We start from the raw sequence: 22380 nt of genomic DNA on the forward strand, positions 1-22380 counted from the left end.
AACGAACACACGTGCAACGCTGTATGGGAAGGAAATCCCATAGTAGGTAAAAATCAGCCGTTGCGATCGCGCTGGTTCGAGTCAGCGTATGGAGCACTTTGTCCGACGCGTATCTTGATTGTATGTTGTTTGGTAATAGATGCCTTTTTTGTCAATCGGCTGCTTTTCTGATTACTCACTTTCGAATCGATGGAAAACGAGAAATCATGGTCTTTATCAAAGTAACTAGAAGTGTAAGTATCTTTAAGCTCATCTTCTGCAGAAACCGTGGATTTATTTCTGGATTTTGTAAATAAAGATTTAAGCCACAACAACCATCTCTTGAGAGCATACACCCTTTTCTTTTCCGGCGCATCTGCTGGTTTAATTTCCTCATCAACAGGAGCTTTCGCGCGCTGATCGACCCAACTGTCATGTTCTTTCATGACAGTTAAAATCAATTTCTCCAAGTGAATGAACAACTGTGTTTTATCGTCTTTCGAACTCATACCAGAAAAAAGTAAATTGAAGTAATTACAAAAGCGGCAATGCTCATAACTGGTATAAACCAAATACGGCAATAAAAACGAACTTTCGATGCATCATTTTTTCGTGTGAGGACGAGCAACAAGGTGGAAAAAACGACTCCATTCGTAACGATAACCGTAGCCTCCAGAAATGTGTTGTAAGAAAGTTGCGGGAGAAAAGGACTTGTATAAAAACCAAACATCACGGAAGCAAGCAACATGGTGAAAATCAGTTCATGTGAGGACCCGGTTTTCCACAACGCTGGAATGAACCAGGTTGCAACGAGAAGGATGAACAAGGGCAGAAAAAATTGCCAGATGAAATACCCAGATTTTCGTGCCGCATGAATCGAGAATTTAAACCGTGAGAATTGTATCGATTCGTTGTCCTTTTTAGAGATGGAGTTTTTATATTCAAAAGGATAAACCTCAGTAGCAATGGTAGAGAATTCCCAGGCGTCGTTTTCAATGTCATCGACCACCAATTGGTCAACAGGCAAATTGACGAACTCAAAATCATTCTTGTTGAACCCGAAACTTTCCAATACCAAGCTACACGTTTGTTCGTCGAATGGGAAACGTGCGAAGTTCATTTCTGTTTGTACTTTGGTTTGAAATCGTTCTACATATACAATTTGTGTTCCTCTCAATTCGATCCTTTTTTGAGATATGTTGCGAGCTCCTATTGAATTCATTATTTCAACATTCGGGTGCCAAAGGTGATGTTCAAATATAGAATCTACCATATTGGGCATGTATATTATCATGGTCTTGTCTTGCGACTCCGGAAACAGTTCGGCGATTTTTGGGTCGTTCCAAATAAGCGTGAGGTAACCATCGATGTCGAACGATTCTTCAACCGTGCTGATTTCAAGAATTTCATTGACTAGAAATTTGATGCCTACCTGCACCGGTTGACCATTGATTTTAGGCGATGAAATTTGAGCGTATGATTCCGTGTAAGAACACAAGACAATGGCTATGACTAATGAATAAATCTTTCCCATTTTTGAAAATTTAGTTTGAATTAATAAAGAATATTTTCCAGCATTAAATGGCTTGGCTTGTTCGTTGTTTTGTCAAACTTACAGCACGTTATGGCTCCTCGCAGGCACTTGGTCACCAACGCGAAATTCGTGGGTATAAGTGACGAAATTTCTGTTATTTCTTTCGCCGTCGAGCTTCACGATCTCGATCGGGAATTGTATTTCCGTGGTAGCTTCAGTGGAATTGAGACCCTTTGTGTCCCCTGATTTGATCCATTTTTCCCTCGAATAGCGGATGGTATCACCATGTTGATATATGTTTGGTCGGTGTAAATAGCTTTGTCATGTTTATCAAGAACCCATTGTATATGAACATGCATTGTAGCAAGCAAGAAAAAGCGCTATTTGTAAAGCGTAATACCAGTCTAATCAAATTGGACAAGGACTCCATTTCACATATAATGGTGGAGGGACGTTATTCGGAATTGTACGTGAATGAAAAGAAGTTTGTGTGCAGAAAATCGTTGGCAGAACTTTTGGAGCTGTTTCCGGAGGATCTTTTTTTTAGAGCGCACAGGAATTTTTTAGTGAACAAATTGTTCGTCAGACATATTGATACAAGCGAATATACGGTCTACCTGACAACTGGCGATTTGGTTCCAATAAGCAGACGGTACATGGAAAATGCAAAGGGCATATACACTATTGTGACCTAATGGCTGTCTTTCACTGAACTGATTTTATACTATTCACGATGGTTTTGAAAGGATCAAGCATTGGAAAATGACCTTTTTTCAACCTTCTGGTTCACTAGGAGAATTATCACCAGAGGAACTTTTTCACTTGCATCAACTACACCGCGAACCCACTTTACATACAATCGCAACCATTCTTCCCGAAGGATCTGTTTCTCCTGCTACACAATTCTTACATCATCCGAAGGCATAAAATCAAGAAAATCGATTCTGGTTTTACCCTGGTGAAACTCGAATAAAAGTAGATTCCGGTCGGAGAATCGTCTATTTCTGACTTGCATAAACGGCGCGGTTTTATCAATCAAGTCACCCAATACCAACGATTCATCCTCCGTATTCAGGGTAGTATCACGATTCGTTTGGTAGAAAGTTCTTAATCTATAGTTTCGGTGAAGTCACTGGTCGATCAGCATGCAGCAGTGGCGATGACTTTTAGAAGGAGCAAATGCACGGTGCTTAACCAAGAATAACGATTCAGTGTTTCTCGTTGAAGTCATTTTATGAAAGTGGAGCAGTACCCACCTCGCAGCGGAGGAAAAACGGTCTGATCTCATTCAGTCAATTTAATGAGAGGCGATAACCGAAAAGCCGGAAAAGAGTAGGTGTTTTTTATAATTATTAATAAGATGGCAAAAGTAACTATAAAGCCTCTTCCAAAAGATCGCTTACAGCCAATATATGGTTTTGATGATGTTACCACAAAGGGTGAAGTTTCTATATTGATTGATGAAATCCGAAAGAATTTAGGCAAAGACATGAATAATGTGCTAATTTATGTTCTATCCGGTACACATGGTGATACAAATGGCAATTTAGTTGGTGAAAAGACTTTTTTTCTCGAGGATAAAAGTAAAGAAATCCAAACAGTAAAAGCCGTAAATGTTAATCAGGATACACCTCCAAATACATGGAAAAAATATTTCGATAGCAAAAAAGCGATTATCATATTAGCTTGGTGCTACAGTAATAATTGGAATGGTCTAACCACGTACAATAAATAATTTTGATGTTTTAAAGTCAGATACTAAACGTATTCTGTGACTCCCCTTTTATTTATCATGCTTTCTCACAAATCTTATGGATAGAAAGTAGGTCTTCTAATGAGCGAGAATCTATTGCACTTCCTTGTTTTGACCGGGCAGGAAATTACTGCATCGGGCATGTACGGGGAATATTTATTCCGATAAAAAGAAGAATACAATTTACTAAGCGAATAAGACCGGAAAGGAAGGAAAATCAAAATTGTGTTGCGAACTCTTTACGAAACAATTTTAGTGGAGCAGCACCCACTTAAAAAGCTGCCAGTTCCGCTCAGGAGAGCAGCGGGAGACTGGTCTCATTCAGTCAATTTAATGAGAGGCGATAACCTAAAATCCTGCTTAAAAAAAGAACTGTAAACTGGCCTTTTATAAGTAGGGAAAAACTATAAAAGCATAAGACATGTACACAAGAGAACAAATTGAGGTAGCCGTAAAGGCTAAAGGGTATGTCTGGTTTTCAGATGAAGCGAACAAGAATTTCGATGTAAACATTGTAGGCATTAGAAATAAGACAGCTGGCGATAAAGTCACAAATGTATTCGATGATTTTATGACGATATCCTATAAAGAGGATGGAATTTGGAAGTTCTTCTGCTGGAATGCCACAACTGACCCTGGAAAGAAGGCAGTTGTGGAGTTGCATAACACGAAAGGTGTTGCCATACTTAAGCCTGGACAATACAGAGGTGCCTGGACCATTGGTAAACATAATGGTAAATACGATGCTCTTTGCCAAAGATTGGCTAACGTAACGGTATTCAGAGACGCAAATAAAGATCAAAAATATGACTTTACGAAAGAGGATACGGGAATCTTCGGAATCAACATTCATAAGTCTGGAGAAGACTCAACGTGGGTTGAAAATTGGTCCGAGGGTTGTCAAGTCTTTAAGAGAGCAAAGGATTTCGATGTATTTATGTCTATTTGTGCGCGTGCAAAAGCGATTCATGGAAACGCATTCTCGTATGCACTTCTTGAATCTACCGATATTAAATAACGTGAGTTCACCAAGCAATTTCCAGACGAAACCAGTTGTAAAATGCACTTCAAGGCAGTAAGAGAACAAGAAGGAATAATTTATAGGGCATTTGGTTCTATCAAGCACTAATGGTTATAGACTACATTATTCCTGTTTAATGAAAACGCCCGAATAGATGCACCAATAAAATGAAATCAAAATAACAACTTACAAAAACGAATACCCCAGCAAACCTGTGCTTGCTGGGGTATAATTATTCGTTATCTTAGTCTAAAACCTGTATCGGTTATTTAGGACTAGACATTGCCCTTAGGCTTCCAGATGTTCCAATCTGATTCAATCGGGATACACTTCTCGTTCAATCGTAAACGAAAAAAGACCAGCACTAGTCCTGGTCTTTTTGCTCCCTCTGCTGGACTCGAACCAGCGACCCTCTGATTAATCCCGCACGTGCGGGACTCTAACCAACTGAGCCAATCGTCCGTTTGGATTAAAATTGATATCGATAAGTAGTTCCAATAATTTTCTGGACTTCTGTTTCTTTATGAAACGCTCTATAGAAATTGCTTCTGACTTGGTTTCAGTTAAAAAAACACACGCAAGTTGCCAATCCTTTGCGCGACCGGTATATTTGTCATCCACGTTTTCATTATGCTGTTTCAGTCGCAACCATGGGTCAGATGAATAACCAACATAATATTTATCAAGTAAAGGAGAATATAAAATGTAAACGTAGTAGGTCATATAAATAAAAAAGTCCAACATTTCTGTTGAACTTTTTTGCTCCCTCTGCTGGACTCGAACCAGCGACCCTCTGATTAACAGTCAGATGCTCTAACCAGCTGAGCTAAGAAGGAATCTGGTTTCGCGGTTGCAAATATAGCTAAAGATTTGTTTTTAACACAAACTCAGCGAAAAAAAATGAAAATATTTTTTGTTCAATCGAGTAGTAGCCTGACTTTCAGCACTAAAAATCATCTTCAGTCAAGGTGAAATCATCCAAACTTGCGTCGCAACCTTCTTCTTCACATGGTGATTCGTTGTCATCAATCATGTCGAACGGAAGATCCTCTTCGCATTTTGCAGGTCTTAAAATATTCGTTCGGGATACATTCAATCGGATTTCAGATCTGGAAGAACCATCTTCCTGGGAAAACGATTTTGCAAATGGTGTTCCAACCAGTTCAACCAAGGCACCTTTCTTTAAGAAATCCAGAATCCGCATATTTGCGCCTTCCTTTTTCCAAATCGTGCAATTTACCCAAGTCGTTTTGGTTCGAGCTTCTCCCGTACGCTTATCACGCCAATTCTTATTGTGCGCAACGGGAAAATTTACGGCAATGACCCCACGCTCCATTTGTTTCACAACGGCGTCCTTTCCAATATTTCCAATTAAGCGTGTTTCAAAAACAGTTGCCATAGTCTATTTGATGGTAAATTAATGAGTTTCAAGTGTGTTTCTCAACAAAAGTAATACATTTCAAGTTAATTCTTTCTTTCTACTACAATTGAATCGGGGAAACCCTTCTTTTTCACCTCATTACAATATTCCTCCGCTTCCGATTTCGAGGGAAAACTTCCGGAAAAATACTTATAACGGTAACCTGTTTGTGAAATCTGTGTTCGGCTTACTGCATGTTTCAGGTTTTTGAACCCTCCTTTCTCCGTATCCAACCATTCTTTCGAACTCATTATTTGAACACTGTATGTCTTTCCAGTGGATGCGGTCTGCTTCAAAACCTCATTTTGACCGGCTGGTTTTTTGGTAAATGAAATGTTTTTATGTGTGTCCTGAAGATGACTTCTCATTGCACGGAACAAGGCAGATGCAATAACGTCCTGACCTTCCGACGTATTCAGATAATTCGCTTCCGAAACGTTAGTCATGAACCCACACTCCACCAAAACACTCGTCATTTCTGTAAACTTCAAAACCTGCAAAGAGTGTTCGCGGTCATCCGAATCTTTTACACCCCTTGATTTTCGTCCGGCCCTTGTTTTGAATTCGTCTTCAAATGCCCTTGCCAACTTGACGGATGCCTTCGAGCTCATCGAGTGGACGTGTGATTCCGTCCCTTTGATATTGATATTCGGGCTTCCATTGATGTGCACCGAAATAAAGTAATCCACCTTTTTTGAATTCGCCATATTCACACGCTCATCCAATGTCGGATATCGGTCATCTGTTCTAGTATACAAAACAGTCACATTCTCGAGTTTCTCCGAAAGATAAGAACCGAACTTGAGTGCGATTTTTAAGGTCAGATCCTTTTCAGGCAATAAATTCTTATCTGCTGCCTCATGCCCCGGATCCGAACCACCATGTCCCGGATCAATCAAAATGGTGATCCCCTGACCAAAAGAACTGACCGAAAGGAGGATAAAAACCAAACTGGTGTAAATGAACTGCATCCTGCAAATTTATGCGTCTATCGGACTCCGCAACTAACTATTCCAAAAGGTTACTAAATACTAAATGTTAATTTTCTATCTTTGCGCCGTGAAAGCAACTCTTATTATTTCCGTTTACAAAGATGTCAGTGCGTTAGAGGCTGTTCTTAGAAGTGTTGCTTTACAAAAAGAAAGGGATTTTGAGGTCATTATTTCGCAAGATTGCGACGATCCCTGCTTCAACGAATTAATTGAAAAGTTCCGTTCTTACTTCCCGATCAAACATTTGCAGCAAGCAGACGAGGGTTTTTTGAAAACCAAAATACTCAACAAAGCCATTCGTGCTTCTGAAACGGATCGCTTAATTTTTATTGATGGAGATTGTGTCTTACATCCCCGCTTCATTCAACAGTATGTTCGTCACATTCAGGAAGGAAGAGTCTGTGTAGCGCGAAGAGTGAACCTGGATGCAACCACTTCAGCTAAGATCCGCAATGGTGAAAAGACCATTCCGGGTTACCTGGAAATGATCCGCAATAAAAGCACGAGTGTAGAGGAAAGTTTCCCTTTGTGGAGCCTTTTGCAACGAAAAATAGTTCCCCTATTGGGATCCAACATGGGTTGGCACAAGGCTGATCTGATCAAGATCAATGGTTTTGATGAAAGCTATGTCAATCCGGGATTTGGAGAAGATACGGATATCGAATTCAGGGCAAAGAAAGCAGGAATTGTTCCTTTTTCAACCCGCTACAAAACAATTCAATACCATTTGTTCCATGAAAGACCGAATCGAGAAAATCTGGTCAAGATCAGCAAGGATCAATTTTTGGAGAAAATCAAGCGCGAAGATTACCGTTGTCAGTTTGGGTTGGAGACGCTGGAGAAGTGACTTCGACTACGCTCAGTCACCTCAGTAAGTTTGATTGCAATTCTCTAAAGGACACTGAGCGCAGTCGAAGTGTCAATTATAAATAAATCCGAAGCAATCGCGTCAGCCAAGAGCCTTCCTGCAGGTGTCAAAAGGATTTGTTCCTCTGTTTGAAGCACTAATTTTTTATCCTCGTAATCTTTTACGATCTGAAACCATTCTTTATCCGGAGAGATTGATTCGAATAATGATTGCTTCGAAACACCCCATTTTGTTCGCAATCCGATCATCAGGTTTTCATTGAATCGATCAAAAGGTGTCAACGTTTCAACCGTTTCCGGCAAGTGACCTTTCTTTAACTCCGTCAGGTAGGTCCTGTTGTTTGACTGATTCCAATACCGCTCCACCTGATTATATCCATGCGCAGAGGGACCGATTCCCAAATACGTTGCCCCTTTCCAATAAGAAGTGTTATGCTTGGAGTAATGTCCATTTCGCGCAAAATTGGAAATCTCATACTGTTCGTATCCAGCCTCCTTCAAAGTGGAAACAAGCAGTTCAAATTGTTCGGATTGCTGGTCGTTGTTGGAAACCACCAATTTTCCTTCTTTCACCCATTTGGACAAGGCAGTCTTTTGTTCAACTGTCAAACAATAAGCAGAAATGTGTTCCGGATTCAGTGCTATGATCTGAAGCAATTGCTCCTTCCATTCTTCCAAAGTCATGTTGGGCAAGCCATACATCAAATCCAGGCTCAACTCATCGAATCCGACTTCTTTGGCGTTACGGACTGCATTCAAACTGTCAGCTGCCTGATGGCTCCTGTTCATCCATTTCAGTTGTTCATCATTGAATGATTGAATTCCGATACTCAGTCGGTTAACTCCTAATTCTTTCCAATTTGACAAGTTCTCCAAAGAGCAATCATCGGGGTTGCATTCCATGGTGATTTCCACTGAATTACTTAGTTGATAGTTCTCCTTAACCCGAGAAATCAATTGGTCCAACTGAGGCGTTGTCAAAACACTTGGTGTTCCACCACCGAAATAAATAGTTTCAAATTGTTCTTGCTTCCAATCCTTCGCCCTGATTTCGATTTCCTTGCATAGCATGTCCACCATCTCACTTTGATAGGTGTGATTGGTTGAAAAATGAAAGTCGCAGTAACTACATTTTTGAGCGCAAAAAGGAATATGAATATAACAGCCAGCCATGGAACAAAATTAGGGATTAATCGGAGGTTTCTATGCAGTCAGAATTGTTGAAAGAAATCAAATGTTAAAAAATGCTTTAAATTTTTACTGTTCCGCAAAAAGATATACTTTTCAAATATGGGATTTAAAGAACAACAGGCAGCCATTCAACGAGAATTAGATCGATTTATCGACTTATTGGGGATTCTATTGCCGCGTTACTCTAAACTTCTGAATCGCAAGAATTTATCAGAAGATGAATTACACGAATTAGGTGAATTGGAACACTTCCTAATTGGTGTAAATGGTCGAATTTCTGAAATTAAACAAGTGCTTGAACAGGATGTTTACGGGCACTCTTTGGACTTGTATTACAAATTGAAAGCTAAAGCTGATTTAGGAGATGAAGATGCAGCAAAAAAATTGAGCCGATTACGTGATTCGTACAATGACTCCATGATATCCGGACAAATTATACATTGGAACTAGGTATCATTCAAAAAAACATGCCCCCAACAAAAAGCCCTTGCAAGAAATCGTACAAGGGCTTTTTATTTTTCTATAATCCGGAACTTCTTATGCCAATCCCCCGATTGCAAAAATAAGGATGATGGTAGCTCCCAAAAGGGACAAACTAACAATGGCACACGTTCTTCCAGCCTTTACTTTCTTGTACGACTTTTCCGTATACTGATGCGGGTATTCTCTATAGAGTGACAATGCTTTCCCGGATCGTGTCAGGGTGATAATTGCCAATATCAATCCGATAAGACCCATACAAAAAGGAATAGAAATAATTCCCATTGTCAAAATACCTCCTGCTCCATCCAAATCTTTGGTTGGCGTACTCGTCATTGCAATCGAGTCCAGTGTATCATTTTCCATAAGTTTTTGCTTTTTTAGATTTTGCGCTAAAATAAAAAAACCTCCGAATATCCATCCGAAGGTTTTAATATTAAATAAGGTGGCTTCGACTACGCTACGCTTATGCTGAAGCTTTAGCGCAAGCGTTCAGTCACCTTTTTGAATTCTCAATTTTGAATTTTGAATTTATTACGGTTTCTCTCTTGTAAAAGCAGGAATTCCGGTAACATCCATTCCGGTGATCAATAAATGGATATCGTGTGTTCCTTCGTAAGTCAGAACCGATTCCAGGTTCGCCATGTGGCGCATCATGGAATATTCACTAGTGATTCCCATTCCTCCGTGGATTTGACGAGCTTCACGTGCAATATCCAAAGCGATTTCGACATTGTTTCTCTTGATCATGGAAATCATTGCAGATGTTGCTCTTCCTTCATTTCTTAGTTGACCAACACGCAAGGTGATGAATTGAGCTTTCGTGATCTCAGTGATCATTTCAGCCAATTTCTTTTGTGTCAATTGAAATGCTCCGATCGGAACACCAAATTGTGTGCGCTCTTTCGAATATCTCAATGCCTGATCGTAGCAATCCATTGCAGCACCTAAAGCACCCCAAGCGATTCCAAAACGAGCAGAATCCAAACAACTTAAAGGAGCTCCTAATCCGGAACGACCCGGAAGCAAGTTTTCTTTCGGAACTTTTACATTCACAAAAATCAACTCCCCTGTTGCAGAAGCACGAAGTGATAATTTCCCATGCATTTCAGGAGTTGAGAATCCTTCCATACCGCGTTCAACTACCAATCCATGAATACGACCTGTTTCATCTTTCGCCCAAACTACAGCGATATCTGCAAATGGTGCGTTCGAAATCCACATTTTCGCTCCATTCAACAAGTAATGGTCACCCATATCCTTGAAGTTGGTAATCATACTTCCCGGATCCGAACCATGGTCAGGCTCAGTCAATCCGAAACAACCCATCATTTCTCCGGTAGCCAGTTTCGGCAAATATTTTTTCTTTTGCTCTTCAGATCCATACTTCCAAATCGGGTACATCACCAAAGAACTTTGAACAGAAGCAGTGGAACGCAATCCGGAGTCACAACGCTCCAATTCCTGCATAATCAAACCGTAAGAAATCTGATCCAATCCCGGTCCACCATATTCCTCCGGAATATAAGGTCCAAAAGCACCAATTTCTCCTAATCCTTTCAATATATGCATTGGAAAAGTAGCCTTTTCGTAATGCTCATCAATGATCGGGGAAACCTCTTTCTTTACCCACGCACGAGCGGCGTCGCGTACCAACTTTTGCTCATCTGTAAGCAATTCATCCATGAATAGATAATCCGGATGAGAATATAAATCAGATTTCATTTGAATTTATTTTCAATTATTGGTGCAAATGTAATCAAATCACCGAATGAATAAAAATCGAACTATGAATTACAAATAGTACTTTTGTACCAGAATATTAATTTGGTTCATGCAATTAAGCGGACAATTCTTTACTACTTCGGCATCAAATGAAGTGATGGTTCTCACGGAAAGGAGCTCCAACTACTCTTATTTGATTATTGCTGCCTTAGGATTGTGTCTCTTATTGATTTCAGCAGCTCGTTTAAGACAGCGTGAAATATTTTTAATCCTCGGACAAAACACTTTTTTCTTTCAAAGTCTTTCGGAACAATACAAGAACGGGATCCGGGAAAATTCACTTTCATCCATTTTTTTAGTCTTTCAGTACATTATTATTAGTGGAATCTACATTTATTGGTACAATCATTTTTCCATCGTGGATTTCAATACCTATCAGACAATTGTCCTCACAACCTTTCCCGGAATCTTATTGCTCTACCATCTTTTCACCATTTCATTAGCAGGTACAATTACGGGTTTCAGTCAAATTATCCAGGAAGTCAACCAATTGACTTTGACAATGGCTCAAACTGCCGGAATCGTTATCCTGATTGAGTTTTTCTTCATCTATTTTCAGCCGGAATTGGTAACGGAATCCAAACTTATTATCGGCGGAACCTTCCTGTTCTTCATTGTTTTACGAATTATTCGTGCTTTTTATCACGCCTTGCAACTTGGCGTATCATGGTATTATATAATTTTGTACCTTTGGAGCCTCGAAATTCTGCCCCTTTTGATTGGTATAAAGCTGGTCTTTCCAGGTGAGGTTTCAGGTTGGTTAGGTTAAATAAATGTTGAACGCTAAAACAAAATAAACCTTGAGTATTAAGACAATATTGGTTTCACAACCGAAACCAGAAGGCGATAAGTCTCCGTATTTTGATTTGGCCGAAAAGTATAAGTTGAAAATTGATTTCAGGCCGTTTATTCACGTGGAAGGTGTTCCTGTTCAGGAATTCCGCACTCATAAAATCGATATTAAAGATCATACGGCTGTAATATTAACTTCTAAAACTGCTGTTGACCACTTTTTCAGAATCGCAGAAGAAATTCGCTTCGAAGTTCCCGATACTATGAAGTATTTCTGTATTTCTGAAGCAGTAGCTTTGTACTTGCAGAAGTATGTAACGTATCGCAAACGCAAAATTTTCTTTGGTAAACAAACTATTGAAGATTTAGTGGATCCCATTAAAAAGCACAAAGGAGAAAAATTCTTGCTTCCTTGTACGGATATTTTACAAGATAAAATTCCATTGACATTGGAAGAAGCCAAAATTCCTTTCACAAAAGCGATGCTATACCGAACGGTTGCATCTGATTTAAGTGATCTGGAAGATGTGTATTATGACATGCTTGTTTTCTTCAGTCCTGGTGGAATCGAAAGTTTATTCAAGAATTTCCCGGATTTCAAACAAAACAAAACCTTGATCGCTGCTTTCGGTCCAACTACGGCAAATGCGGTCGTGAAAAACAATCTGAGACTGGATGTTCATGCTCCAATGCCGAATGCACCGAGCATGACAGCTGCTATTGAAAATTTTATAAAAGAGCATAATAAAAAGAAGTAAAACTTCTTTTTCAAAAATAAACAAAGAGGGCACGCGATTAATCGCGTGCCCTCTTTGTTTAATCTAACATTCTTTTTAGCATTTTTTTGTTAGAAAGTATCCTTCAAACCGATGAACTATTGCTTCCGAATTTCGATATTTGCTGTTGCGAATCGAATTTCGTTATTTTTACCATTCAAATGAGTCGTATGGCACAAAAAAGTAAAGGATCAACTGAGTCTTTTTCACCAAAAGAACATAAAAGAGCAACCATCACTTATTGGTTACTTGCCACTTTCCCGCTTTATTTCATCGGAGCATTGCTTTTATTCCAATCGGAAGACAATCTTCCGCCTGTCGCGATGCTGGATAATCCACCGGAATTATTGGCATCTGTCATTATTGCTGATGACGGTGAAACAGAACTGGGTCGCTACTGGAAGATCAATAGAACCTCTGTCGAATACCGCAAAATAAGCCCGAATGTAACGGATGCGTTGATTTCTACGGAAGATGAGCGTTTTCACGAGCACTCCGGAGTAGATTTTAGAGCCGTAGGACGTGCAATTATCAATGTTGGTGGTGCCGGAGGTGCTTCCACCATTACTCAGCAGCTTGCAAAACAACTATATACGCTTCAATTGCGCGAACGTCAGGAATTGGCACGAGCAAATGGTGAAGATGTTGAAAGCGGTTCTTCAGGAAGAATCGGAAGAATGTGGAGTCGATTGAACGAAAAAGCGCGTGAAAACATTATTGCAACTCGTTTGGAAGCACGTTTTACAAAAGAAGAAATCATCACCATGTATTTGAATCAATTCGATTTCCTATACAATGCGGTAGGGATTTCCAATGCTTCAAAAGTCTACTTCAATAAGAAACCGGCAGCATTATCTAAAGAAGAAGCTGCAATGTTGGTCGGAATGTGTAAAAATCCGGCTCTTTACAATCCATATACATTCAAAATCAAAAATTACCGTCTTTCATTAGCCAGAAACAAAGGTGTCGACCCATCAGCTATTAGTGCTGCAGAAATTGCAGATGCGAGAGCTTCCGACAGTCTTCGAGCATTGACAAGACGCAATCAGGTATTGATGCAATGGCTCAAAAATTCAAATGAGGAAAACAGCGCACTTCGTCAAAAACTGACGCAAGCGGAGTATGATCGTCTGAGCAAAAAACCATTGATTACTAACTACCAGATCGTCGATCATAAAAGAGGAATTGCTCCTTATTTCAGAGAATCACTACGAAATGAAGTGACTGAATTATTGAATTCGAAAAAAGAGGATGGTTCGTTGGTTTACAAACGGGAAGACGGTCTTCCATACGATATCTATAGAGATGGGTTGCGCATTTACACGACCTTGAATGCAGATATGCAGGAACACGCAGAATATGCATTGGAAAGACATTTAAAGGAAACATTGCAGCCACAATTCGACAAAAACAACAAATCGTCGAAAAACTGGCCTTTCTCCAATTCTTTATCTGATGACGAAGTAAAAAGCATCCTGAATTCTTCTATGCGTCGCTCGGACCGCTACCGCAATTTATCAGCTGCAGGTATGTCAGATGAAGACATCAAACGCGTTTTCAATGAGCCAATTCAAATGCGCGTATTTAGTTGGAATGGCGAACGCGATACGATCATGAGTCCAATGGATTCCATGAGATACTACAAATCATTCCTGCAGGCAGGTTTGATCTCAATCGAACCGAGCACCGGATTTGTAAAAGCGTGGGTTGGTGGTGCAAACATTGACCACTTCGCATACGACCACGTAAAATTGGGTAAACGACAAGTAGGTTCCACAATCAAACCGTTCATTTACGCAGCCGGTGTTACCATGAATGTGATTAAGCCAGGTTTGGTAATTCCTAACATTTCCTACTGTGTCGATTTGTATGATCCGAACGGAAATCCGGATGGACAGTGGTGTCCACGAAATTCGGACGGAAGTAAAGCCGGAGGAACGATTTCCATTCAAAAAGGACTTGCTATGTCCAATAACCGTGTTGCGGTTTATGTCATGAAGCAAATGGGCGCATTGGCCGGACCAAAAACAGTAGCAAAATTGATGCGTGATATGGATATCGAATTACTGGATCAGGATATTGTACCGGCAATGTGTTTAGGATCCATGGATTTGTCACTTTACGAATTAGTGGGTGCACAATCTACTTTTGTCAACAAGGGAATTTTCAATAAACCAACCAGTATTTTGCGCATTGAAGATCGTTCCGGGCATGTTATTTACAGTGCGAAAACGGTTTCCAAGGAAGCCATGAATGAAAATGTGGCATACACCATTCTAAAAATGATGAAAGGTGTAGTACAAGGTGGTACAGCAAGCAGATTACGCGGTGGTTCCGACTATGGAAATATTGCTTATCCAACAGCTGCAAAAACGGGAACTACCCAAAACAATTCAGATGGGTGGTTTGTTGGTTTGACACCGGATCTGGCAACAGGAGTTTGGGTCGGAGCTGAAGATCGTGGTGTTCGCTTCCGAAGTACGGATCAAGGTCAGGGAGCGCGAACAGCTCTTCCTATCTATGGATATTACATGAATAAGGTCTACAAGGATCCTAAAATAGCTATTTCCACGACTGACTTTGAAGCCCCAAGAAATTACGACAATTCGGTATTTAATCTGACCGATGAGATCATTGAAATAGAAGATTCCGATTCACTGGCAGTCGATATCGAGGAAATAAAAATTGACTAGTACGCGATGAATAAAGTTGTAAAAAATGTTGAAGAAGCCTTACTTGGCATCGAAGATAATATGACCTTGATGGTTGGCGGATTCGGATTGTGTGGTATCCCTGAAAATTCCATCGGACAATTGGTGAAAATGGGTACAAAAGGATTGACTTGTATCTCAAACAATGCCGGTGTGGACGATTTTGGATTGGGTTTACTATTACAGAATAAGCAAGTCAAAAAGATGATTTCTTCTTATGTGGGAGAAAACGAAGAATTTGAGCGTCAGATGCTTTCAGGTGAATTGGAAGTTGATTTGATTCCTCAAGGCTCACTTGCAGAACGTTGCAGAGCCGGTGGCGCCGGAATTCCGATGTTCTTCACCCCTGCCGGATACGGAACAGAAGTTGCCGAAGGAAAAGAGGTACGTGTTTTCAATGGTAAACCACATATTTTGGAAAGTGCCCTGACAGCAGATTTTGCAATCGTGAAAGCTTGGAAAGGTGATACGGAAGGAAACCTGATCTTTAAGGCAACTGCCCGCAATTTCAATCCCATGATGGCAATGGCCGGTAAAATCACCATTGCTGAAGTGGAGGAATTGGTTCCTGCAGGAGAATTGGATCCAAACTTCATTCATACTCCCGGAATTTTCGTGCAACGCATTTTCCAAGGGGAGAAATTTGAAAAACGCATCGAACAACGTACCGTTCGAACAAGATAAATGACATTCTTCCGATTAGATAATAAGTGGCTCATCTGGCCACTTTTTCTTTTCCTGATGGGTTATGCCATCCTAAGAGCTGTATTCGTTGAGCCATTGTTTGATGAATTGGCAACTTTGTACTGGTATATCCAAACAGGCTATTTACCTGGTCGTGGAGCAACCATGGATGCCAATAACCATGTCCTGAATTCCTTGGTCTCACATCAATTCTTTCGTTTGTTTGGAGATCATTTTTTTGCATACCGTCTATTTGCACTCTGCTCCTTCCCCATCTACTTTTTTGCAAGCAGGAAATTCCTTCTGAAAACCAAAACCAACTTCTCCATCCTAATCTTTCTTGCACTGGTTTCCATTCATTGGATCTTCGATTATTTTTCCTTTTCACGAGGTTACGGACCATCATTGGCATTTCTCATACTTGCTTTTTGTTTTATTCAGAAGTGGCTGGAAAGTCACAAGACCGCTTCTTATATCGGGATCATGCTCTCATTCCTGATTGCATTGCTCTGCAATCTCAGTTTGCTTATTCCATTGGTAATCCTACTCTTCTACCTCATCTTCATTTCCCTCATCCGCTCCAAACAATTCACCACAAAACAACTGTTCGGTTTCTGGATCACCACCTTGTGTTTCATTACCTTTTTGATTCCCGTTTACATCTATATCAATAAACTCAAGAAAGCTGGAGGACTTTGGTGGGGAAGCCTGGACGGATTATGGGAAGTGACCGGAAAATCCCTTGCTCAGAACGTTTTATTCACAGACACCGATTTCCTGAAATTCATCTTCCTGTTTCTCATTCTGATTCTTGTTCTGATCTTTCTAATCAATTGGAGGAAAACAGGCTTTCTTAACTTCATTCAAAAACCCGAATGCTGGATTCCTGCATTATTTGGATTCGCGTTGATTTCCTTTGTAGTTCTTGCCCGGTTCATGCAGGTGAATTATCCCATGGATCGTGTCGGGATGTATTTGGTTCCGATCTTCATCTTGTCTTTTGGTTTGCTCGTACAAAAAATACCCGCCGCAAAATGGAGCCTGCTCCTACTGCTTTGGTTTCCGGTATCATTTGTATACAAAATGAACCTGGATACTTCCGTTTTTTCACCGGAAGACCGCATTCATCGCACTTTTTATGAAAAAATTGCCGATCAGGTTCAGACGGATGACGTGATTTCCGCCGACTATGTTTCGCAGGCTAGTTACGCATACCTTACCCGAAAAGAGAAAACACCACATGTCGCAACAGATTATCTGACAACGGATAGCTTAAGCAGAGGGGATTATCACATTTCATGGGTCGACAAACTGAATTGGCCCGGATATTCCTGTTTACTTTATGATCAGGTAAGTGGAACCCGTTTGTACAAAAGAACCGGAAAGGTTGAAAAGCAACTCATTCTCGACACCTTGATTCCGCTACTAAAAAGTAACCAGTCAGTTATTTCCTTGTTGAGTTTGCCACTTGAAGGTTATTCAAATCAATTGATACAGACAACCATCGATGGATCTGTTCAGTTAGACAAATACTGTCTGGATTTGAATTTGCGTCATGAAATTCAATCAGTAACTGGAGAGCGAAGAGCAGATAATACCCGCTTCAATTGGTACTTCGGTAGAAAAACAGCCTACAGCTTCCATTATCCGAACCATTTCATTTACATTCTACCTGAAGATCGATTTTTACACATCTGGTTTTACAATGACGACTTGAATGAAGTAACTTTGAAAGCTGTCCGGGTTAAAATTGTTGCGGTAACCAAAAGTTCAAATAACTTAGTAGCCACGAATTAATTAATAAGACTTTGATTCAAAAAAACTCCCATATACAAATCACAACCTGGATCCTGTTTTTAGGTTTATTGATTTACGCCATTCTTCGGGCATGGATTGTTGAACCTATTCACGATGAAGTAGCAACCTATTTCCACTATATTGAAACAGGGGAGATCAAAGGTGGTCGCTCATTGATGGATGCCAATAATCATTTACTGAACAGTTGGTTGGGAAACCTTTCCTATCGTTGGTTCGGCACACATTTTTTCCTTTTCCGCGTTCCTGCAATTGCTTGTTTCTGCCTCTATTTTTGGTCGAGCAGAAAACTCACACGCAACCTGAACATCGGTCTTTGGGGAGAATTGTGCTTTGTGGCATTAAACACCATTCCCTGGATTTTTGATTACTTCAGTTATACCAGAGGTTATGGCCTTGGGATTGGGTTCTTCATGGCCGGTTTATTGCAGCTGTCGTTGTGGCTAAAGGAAAAGCATACCGGTCATCTGATCCTGTTACTCCTATTTTTCTATTTGGCGATACTTTCGAATCTGACCTATCTCATCACAAGTCTGATCGTTGTTACCTATGTGATCTTCATCACACTTCTGCATTCGAAAAAAATAGGGATCAAAGCATTGGTCTTTCATACCTTTCTGATCATTGTATTCTGCTATGCGCTCATTCCCTTGGTCGAATTCAGCTTTGCTTTAAAGGAAGCCGGAGCTTTGTACTATGGAAGCCTGGACGGATTGTGGTGGGTCACCGGAAAAACCCTTTCGCGCTATATTCTTTTTTATGATGCGAATTGGCTTCGGATTGCTTATTTGCTCATTGGTCTGGTCGGAGCAATTCTTCTCTTCATCCAGTGGGAAAAAGAATCGTGGCTGCAATTCATTACAAGCACTTCTTTCTGGCTGTGCATGCTCATTGGCGGAAACATCCTCGCTATTCTTTTCCTGGCAAAAGTCATGAAGGTCAACTATCCGGAGGATCGTGCAGCCATGTACCTGATTCCGCTATGTATTTTGGCTTTGACAGTGCTTTTCGCTCAAAACAGGATTTCCAGGTATGTGCTATTGGTCCTCTTATTCTTCCCAATCAGTTTTATCGCCAAATTGAACCTGAACACCTCTGTTTTCTCACCGGACGACCGCATGAGTGAAGCATTCTATCAAAGTGCTATAAAAGACCTCAAACCGAATGAAACGGTTAGTATTTATCCGATTCAGCAATTGACTTATGCCTATTTTGAGCGAACCAACCCCAATCATCAGGCAAAACACATCGGAACACTTCAGAAAGATTTTTTGCCAACGAGTGACCTGATCCTTACAAAAACGACCTGGTTGTTTCCAAAAGACGATATCAGCATGTATAACGTTGTAGCGGAAGATCCTGCAAGCTCCTATATCGCATTAAGAAGGAAAAAACCATTCACACAGATCCATTTGTTTGATTCTATTGGAAAGACGAAGCAATCCGATGAAGAATACATCCTGTTTTACGACGGGCTCATTCGACCGGAATGGAGAAATAAGTTCATCCAAATTGATTTGAAAGGTGATTTGAAAACGGACACCGAATTGAATGATTTTAATATCGTTGTTGCCACCAATGATTCCGCAGAAAAGAACCTCAGATACGATTACCAAAACCTTCGCTGGTATTATGGGGAGAACATCAAGCAGTTTAAAATGAACTATCCATATACAGCAAAGCATTTTCTCAACGAAGAATCCCGATTGATTATTTATATTTGGAATCCGGAAAGGAAGCATTTCAAGCTTACGAATCCGACAATTCAGATTATTGAGTTAAAATAACACATATGGCATTAGACAAAACCGGAATAGCAAAACGAATTGCACAAGAACTACGCGATGGTTGGTATGTGAATTTGGGAATTGGTATTCCAACCTTGGTTGCAAATTATATTCCGGAAGGGATTGAAGTTGAATTTCAATCTGAAAATGGAATTTTGGGTATGGGTCCGTTTCCTTTTGAAGGAGAGGAAGATCCGGATCTGATCAATGCAGGAAAGCAGACAATCACGGCACGCAAGGGTGCGGCATTTTTCGACTCAGCCATGTCCTTCGCCATGATTCGTGGTCAACATGTTCAATTGACCGTTCTTGGAGCTATGGAAGTTTCACAAAACGGGGATATCGCCAACTGGAAAATTCCGGGCAAAATGGTCAAAGGAATGGGAGGCGCAATGGATTTGGTTGCTTCTGCCGAAAACATCATCGTTGCCATGATGCATTCAAATAAGGCAGGTGAATCGAAAATACTGAAAACATGTACTTTGCCTTTAACGGGGGTTGGCTGTGTTAAAAAAGTAGTGACCGAATTAGCCGTATTGGAGATCAAAGACAATAAATTTCACCTGATCGAGCGCGCTCCGGGAGTTAGTGTGGAAGAAATCATTTCAAAAACAGAAGGAGATCTGGTTGTTCCGGACTTTGTTCCTGAAATGAGTATTTAATAAAATTCCTTTTTTTACGTTATCCAACTCATGATTCAAAAATTATCCATTCTTATTCCCGCTTACAACGAGGGACCAACCATTCACCTGATTCTTGATAAGATCAAGAAGGTGCAATTGGAAAACGATGTTCACAAAGAATTGGTAATCGTAAACGACTGCTCTAAAGACAATACCGTTGAGCGCATTGAAGCTTATATTGCTGCCAATCCGGATATGGATATCCGTTTCTTTTCCCAGCCCTACAATCAAGGGAAAGGTGCGGCAATTAATCGTGCTATCCAGGAATCAACGGGTGATTACATCATCATTCAGGATGCTGATTTGGAGTATGATCCGGAAGAATACAATTTATTATTGAAGCCGGTTTATATGGACAATGCAGATGTTGTTTACGGATCCCGTTTTATGGGGCAACAACCTCACCGTATTCTTTTTTATTGGCATTCGAAGGGAAATAAATTCCTGACAGGTCTTTCCAATATCATGACGAATCTGAACTTAACGGACATGGAAACATGCTATAAGCTCATTCGCTCTTCCATCGCAAAAGACATCAAGATCAAGGAAAATCGTTTTGGAATTGAACCCGAAATCACTGCAAAACTAGCAAAGCGCAAAGGAATTCGAATCTATGAAGTAGGTATCTCCTATTATGGAAGAACCTATGAGGAAGGCAAGAAAATTGGCTGGAAAGATGGTTTCAGAGCGATTTTTTGCATCATCAAGTACAAATTCACGAACTAAGTTCAATTGTTTCAATCCCGGTAGCTATCGGGATCAAAAGTTTAAACCATAGAACTTTGAACTTTTAGTGTTAAAAAACATTCCAATAAAAAACCCCGAATCTTACAGGAAGAATCGGGGTTTTTAATGTTTTATATACTGTTAGTACAACTCTTGCTTCAAAGCAGTACGGTAATCCTTAATTTCTTCTCTATTGATTTTATGCTCGGCATTTTTCAAAAGATTGAGCAAGTACAAGAAGTTCTCTTGACCTTCTATTTCCAAAGGATATTCGTTTCCTTCTTCATCTTCTTCGTATTGTGCTTGTACATCGAACCCATTTCTATCGATCAAAAATTCGTATGACAAACGCAAAACTTTCACCACCAAAGGATCTTGTTCTTTCAAGGCTTGTTCGCGCAATTCTTTCAAATCGTCCACAAGACCTTTGTAAGTAATCCCTTCTTTTTCCACATTGGAAATAATCGCTTCTAATTTTTTATTGGCAATGGCCGTTCTCATACTTCACTTATTTTCAAGGTTGTAACTACTTTGCAACAACTTTCGAGACATGCAAATGTAATGACTTATTAGCAGTTAAAATAACATCCGGGCTGTTTTTTTACAAAATCCCCTGAATATTGACCTCTCCTGATAATTATCGGGATTGATTTAATCCCTTGCTTTCTTTCAGAATATGAACTCATACGTAGAACGAATGACTATATTTGTATAAACAGAAAAACCGAACTTTTGCTAGATATTTTACTCAAAGGCATTCTCACCGGATTTATACTCAGTATAATGATCGGACCTGTATTCTTTCTTCTTTTGGAGACAAGTATCCGTAAAGGAATTCGCGCCGCTATTGCATTTGACATAGGTGTTTTCGTTTCCGATCTGATCTACATTATCATTGCATTGATATTCTATTCGGAAGTAAGCAAAATCACTTCAGGTGAATACGGACATATCATTTCTATCGTTGGAGGATTTATTCTCGTCATATTCGGATTAGTCACCTTACTCAAGAAACCGAAAGAAGACAAAAAGGAGGCAGAGAAACAACTGAATAATCAAACGAAAGACCTGATTCTCTTGGGACTCAAAGGGTTTTTACTAAATTTTGCCAATCCCGGTGTGATCTTTTATTGGATCACCGTCATTGCATTGGGTGCGGATGGAAAGAAAAGTGCCAACACTGCCATTGATGAAAGTACCTACTGGTATATCCTGATTATCATGGTAACCTTCTTCTCGGTTGATTTGCTGAAAATTATGGGTGCCAAGAAACTAAGACCTTTTATCACTGAAAATGTTTTGGTGGGACTCAACCGACTGATCGGACTGATTATCATCGGAACCGGAATCTTGTTGGTCATCAAAGGTTTCCTGCAAAAATAAT

General features: G+C 40.1%; 23 protein-coding genes and 1 tRNA gene. 14 read left to right on the plus strand and 10 right to left on the minus strand.

Annotation, left to right across the window (positions count from 1 at the left end):
- Positions 1 to 53: 53 nt before the first annotated feature.
- Positions 54 to 488, minus strand: coding sequence for a hypothetical protein (locus AAG807_RS01370; RefSeq protein WP_341900106.1), 435 nt, complete (start codon positions 486 to 488; stop codon positions 54 to 56).
- On the minus strand, positions 485 to 1513 hold the full coding sequence (locus tag AAG807_RS01375) for a hypothetical protein (RefSeq protein WP_341900107.1): 1029 nt from the start codon (positions 1511 to 1513) through the stop codon (positions 485 to 487). Before AAG807_RS01375 ends, AAG807_RS01370 begins: the two co-directional genes overlap by 4 nt.
- A 323-nt stretch (positions 1514 to 1836) precedes the next feature.
- Between AAG807_RS01375 and AAG807_RS01380 the strand changes: the two genes are divergently transcribed.
- The 3 genes from AAG807_RS01380 (at position 1837) to AAG807_RS01390 (ending at position 4284) form a co-directional block, all read left to right on the plus strand.
- Positions 1837 to 2208: a LytTR family DNA-binding domain-containing protein gene (locus tag AAG807_RS01380; protein WP_341900109.1), complete on the plus strand. Its 372-nt coding sequence runs from the start codon at positions 1837 to 1839 to the stop codon at positions 2206 to 2208.
- Between the two features lie 665 nt (positions 2209 to 2873).
- Positions 2874 to 3248, plus strand: a complete 375-nt coding sequence (locus AAG807_RS01385) for a hypothetical protein (protein WP_341900111.1) — start codon at positions 2874 to 2876, stop codon at positions 3246 to 3248.
- A gap of 439 nt (positions 3249 to 3687) precedes the next feature.
- Positions 3688 to 4284, plus strand: a complete 597-nt coding sequence (locus AAG807_RS01390; protein ID WP_341900769.1) for a hypothetical protein — start codon at positions 3688 to 3690, stop codon at positions 4282 to 4284.
- Between the two features lie 420 nt (positions 4285 to 4704).
- On the opposite strand, the gene AAG807_RS01395 is transcribed toward AAG807_RS01390, so the two are convergent.
- The 4 genes from AAG807_RS01395 to AAG807_RS01410 all read right to left on the minus strand — a co-directional run bounded on the left by AAG807_RS01395 (position 4705) and on the right by AAG807_RS01410 (position 6678).
- Complete coding sequence (locus AAG807_RS01395; protein WP_341900113.1) at positions 4705 to 5031, minus strand: GIY-YIG nuclease family protein; 327 nt, start codon at positions 5029 to 5031, stop codon at positions 4705 to 4707.
- A gap of 18 nt (positions 5032 to 5049) precedes the next feature.
- Positions 5050 to 5123: transfer RNA gene (locus AAG807_RS01400), tRNA-Asn, on the minus strand.
- A gap of 110 nt (positions 5124 to 5233) precedes the next feature.
- Positions 5234 to 5686, minus strand: a complete 453-nt coding sequence (locus AAG807_RS01405; protein ID WP_294861047.1) for a single-stranded DNA-binding protein — start codon at positions 5684 to 5686, stop codon at positions 5234 to 5236.
- A gap of 65 nt (positions 5687 to 5751) precedes the next feature.
- The gene (locus AAG807_RS01410; protein ID WP_341900116.1) at positions 5752 to 6678 is read right to left on the minus strand and encodes an N-acetylmuramoyl-L-alanine amidase; all 927 of its coding nucleotides are present in this window, start codon (positions 6676 to 6678) and stop codon (positions 5752 to 5754) included.
- Between the two features lie 88 nt (positions 6679 to 6766).
- Between AAG807_RS01410 and AAG807_RS01415 the strand changes: the two genes are divergently transcribed.
- The gene (locus AAG807_RS01415; RefSeq protein WP_341900117.1) at positions 6767 to 7546 is read left to right on the plus strand and encodes a glycosyltransferase; all 780 of its coding nucleotides are present in this window, start codon (positions 6767 to 6769) and stop codon (positions 7544 to 7546) included.
- Between the two features lie 44 nt (positions 7547 to 7590).
- On the opposite strand, the gene hemW is transcribed toward AAG807_RS01415, so the two are convergent.
- Positions 7591 to 8739 (minus strand): radical SAM family heme chaperone HemW, encoded by a 1149-nt coding sequence (hemW, locus tag AAG807_RS01420; RefSeq protein WP_341900119.1) that lies wholly within the window; start codon positions 8737 to 8739, stop codon positions 7591 to 7593.
- A 117-nt stretch (positions 8740 to 8856) separates the two neighbouring features.
- Between hemW and AAG807_RS01425 the strand changes: the two genes are divergently transcribed.
- Positions 8857 to 9207: a hypothetical protein gene (locus AAG807_RS01425; RefSeq protein WP_341900121.1), complete on the plus strand. Its 351-nt coding sequence runs from the start codon at positions 8857 to 8859 to the stop codon at positions 9205 to 9207.
- 87 nt (positions 9208 to 9294) lie between these two features.
- On the opposite strand, the gene AAG807_RS01430 is transcribed toward AAG807_RS01425, so the two are convergent.
- Both AAG807_RS01430 and AAG807_RS01435 read right to left on the minus strand, forming a co-directional pair.
- Positions 9295 to 9603: a hypothetical protein gene (locus AAG807_RS01430; protein WP_341900123.1), complete on the minus strand. Its 309-nt coding sequence runs from the start codon at positions 9601 to 9603 to the stop codon at positions 9295 to 9297.
- A gap of 168 nt (positions 9604 to 9771) precedes the next feature.
- A complete protein-coding gene (locus AAG807_RS01435; protein ID WP_341900125.1) occupies positions 9772 to 10962 on the minus strand; it encodes an acyl-CoA dehydrogenase family protein in 1191 nt (396 codons plus the stop codon).
- A 109-nt stretch (positions 10963 to 11071) separates the two neighbouring features.
- On the opposite strand from AAG807_RS01435, the gene AAG807_RS01440 reads away from it, so the two are divergent.
- The 8 genes from AAG807_RS01440 (at position 11072) to AAG807_RS01475 (ending at position 20996) form a co-directional block, all read left to right on the plus strand.
- Positions 11072 to 11791 carry a DUF4271 domain-containing protein gene (locus AAG807_RS01440; RefSeq protein ID WP_341900126.1) on the plus strand — a complete coding sequence of 240 codons (720 nt, stop codon included), beginning with the start codon at positions 11072 to 11074 and terminating at the stop codon, positions 11789 to 11791.
- 31 nt (positions 11792 to 11822) lie between these two features.
- Entirely contained in the window at positions 11823 to 12572 is a 750-nt protein-coding gene (locus AAG807_RS01445) for a uroporphyrinogen-III synthase (RefSeq protein WP_341900127.1), read from the plus strand.
- Between the two features lie 188 nt (positions 12573 to 12760).
- Complete coding sequence (locus tag AAG807_RS01450) at positions 12761 to 15283, plus strand: transglycosylase domain-containing protein (protein ID WP_341900129.1); 2523 nt, start codon at positions 12761 to 12763, stop codon at positions 15281 to 15283.
- 6 nt (positions 15284 to 15289) lie between these two features.
- Positions 15290 to 15985, plus strand: coding sequence for a CoA transferase subunit A (locus AAG807_RS01455; protein ID WP_341900130.1), 696 nt, complete (start codon positions 15290 to 15292; stop codon positions 15983 to 15985).
- Positions 15986 to 17782, plus strand: a complete 1797-nt coding sequence (locus AAG807_RS01460; RefSeq protein ID WP_341900131.1) for a hypothetical protein — start codon at positions 15986 to 15988, stop codon at positions 17780 to 17782. It begins immediately after the preceding gene.
- Between the two features lie 11 nt (positions 17783 to 17793).
- Entirely contained in the window at positions 17794 to 19587 is a 1794-nt protein-coding gene (locus tag AAG807_RS01465) for a hypothetical protein (protein ID WP_341900133.1), read from the plus strand.
- A 5-nt stretch (positions 19588 to 19592) separates the two neighbouring features.
- Positions 19593 to 20249, plus strand: coding sequence for a CoA transferase subunit B (locus tag AAG807_RS01470; RefSeq protein WP_294861063.1), 657 nt, complete (start codon positions 19593 to 19595; stop codon positions 20247 to 20249).
- A gap of 30 nt (positions 20250 to 20279) precedes the next feature.
- Positions 20280 to 20996: a glycosyltransferase family 2 protein gene (locus tag AAG807_RS01475; protein ID WP_341900134.1), complete on the plus strand. Its 717-nt coding sequence runs from the start codon at positions 20280 to 20282 to the stop codon at positions 20994 to 20996.
- Between the two features lie 141 nt (positions 20997 to 21137).
- Here the strand turns inward: AAG807_RS01475 and AAG807_RS01480 are convergent, their stop codons facing one another.
- Entirely contained in the window at positions 21138 to 21497 is a 360-nt protein-coding gene (locus AAG807_RS01480; RefSeq protein WP_341900136.1) for a hypothetical protein, read from the minus strand.
- 231 nt (positions 21498 to 21728) lie between these two features.
- Here AAG807_RS01480 and AAG807_RS01485 point away from each other — a divergent pair, with 231 nt between their 5' ends.
- Positions 21729 to 22379, plus strand: a complete 651-nt coding sequence (locus tag AAG807_RS01485) for a LysE family transporter (RefSeq protein WP_341900137.1) — start codon at positions 21729 to 21731, stop codon at positions 22377 to 22379.
- Position 22380 lies beyond the last annotated feature (1 nt).

It is taken from the genome of Fluviicola taffensis DSM 16823 (assembly GCF_943372375.1).
GTDB classification, from domain to species: Bacteria; Bacteroidota; Bacteroidia; order Flavobacteriales_D; family Crocinitomicaceae; genus Fluviicola; species Fluviicola taffensis_A.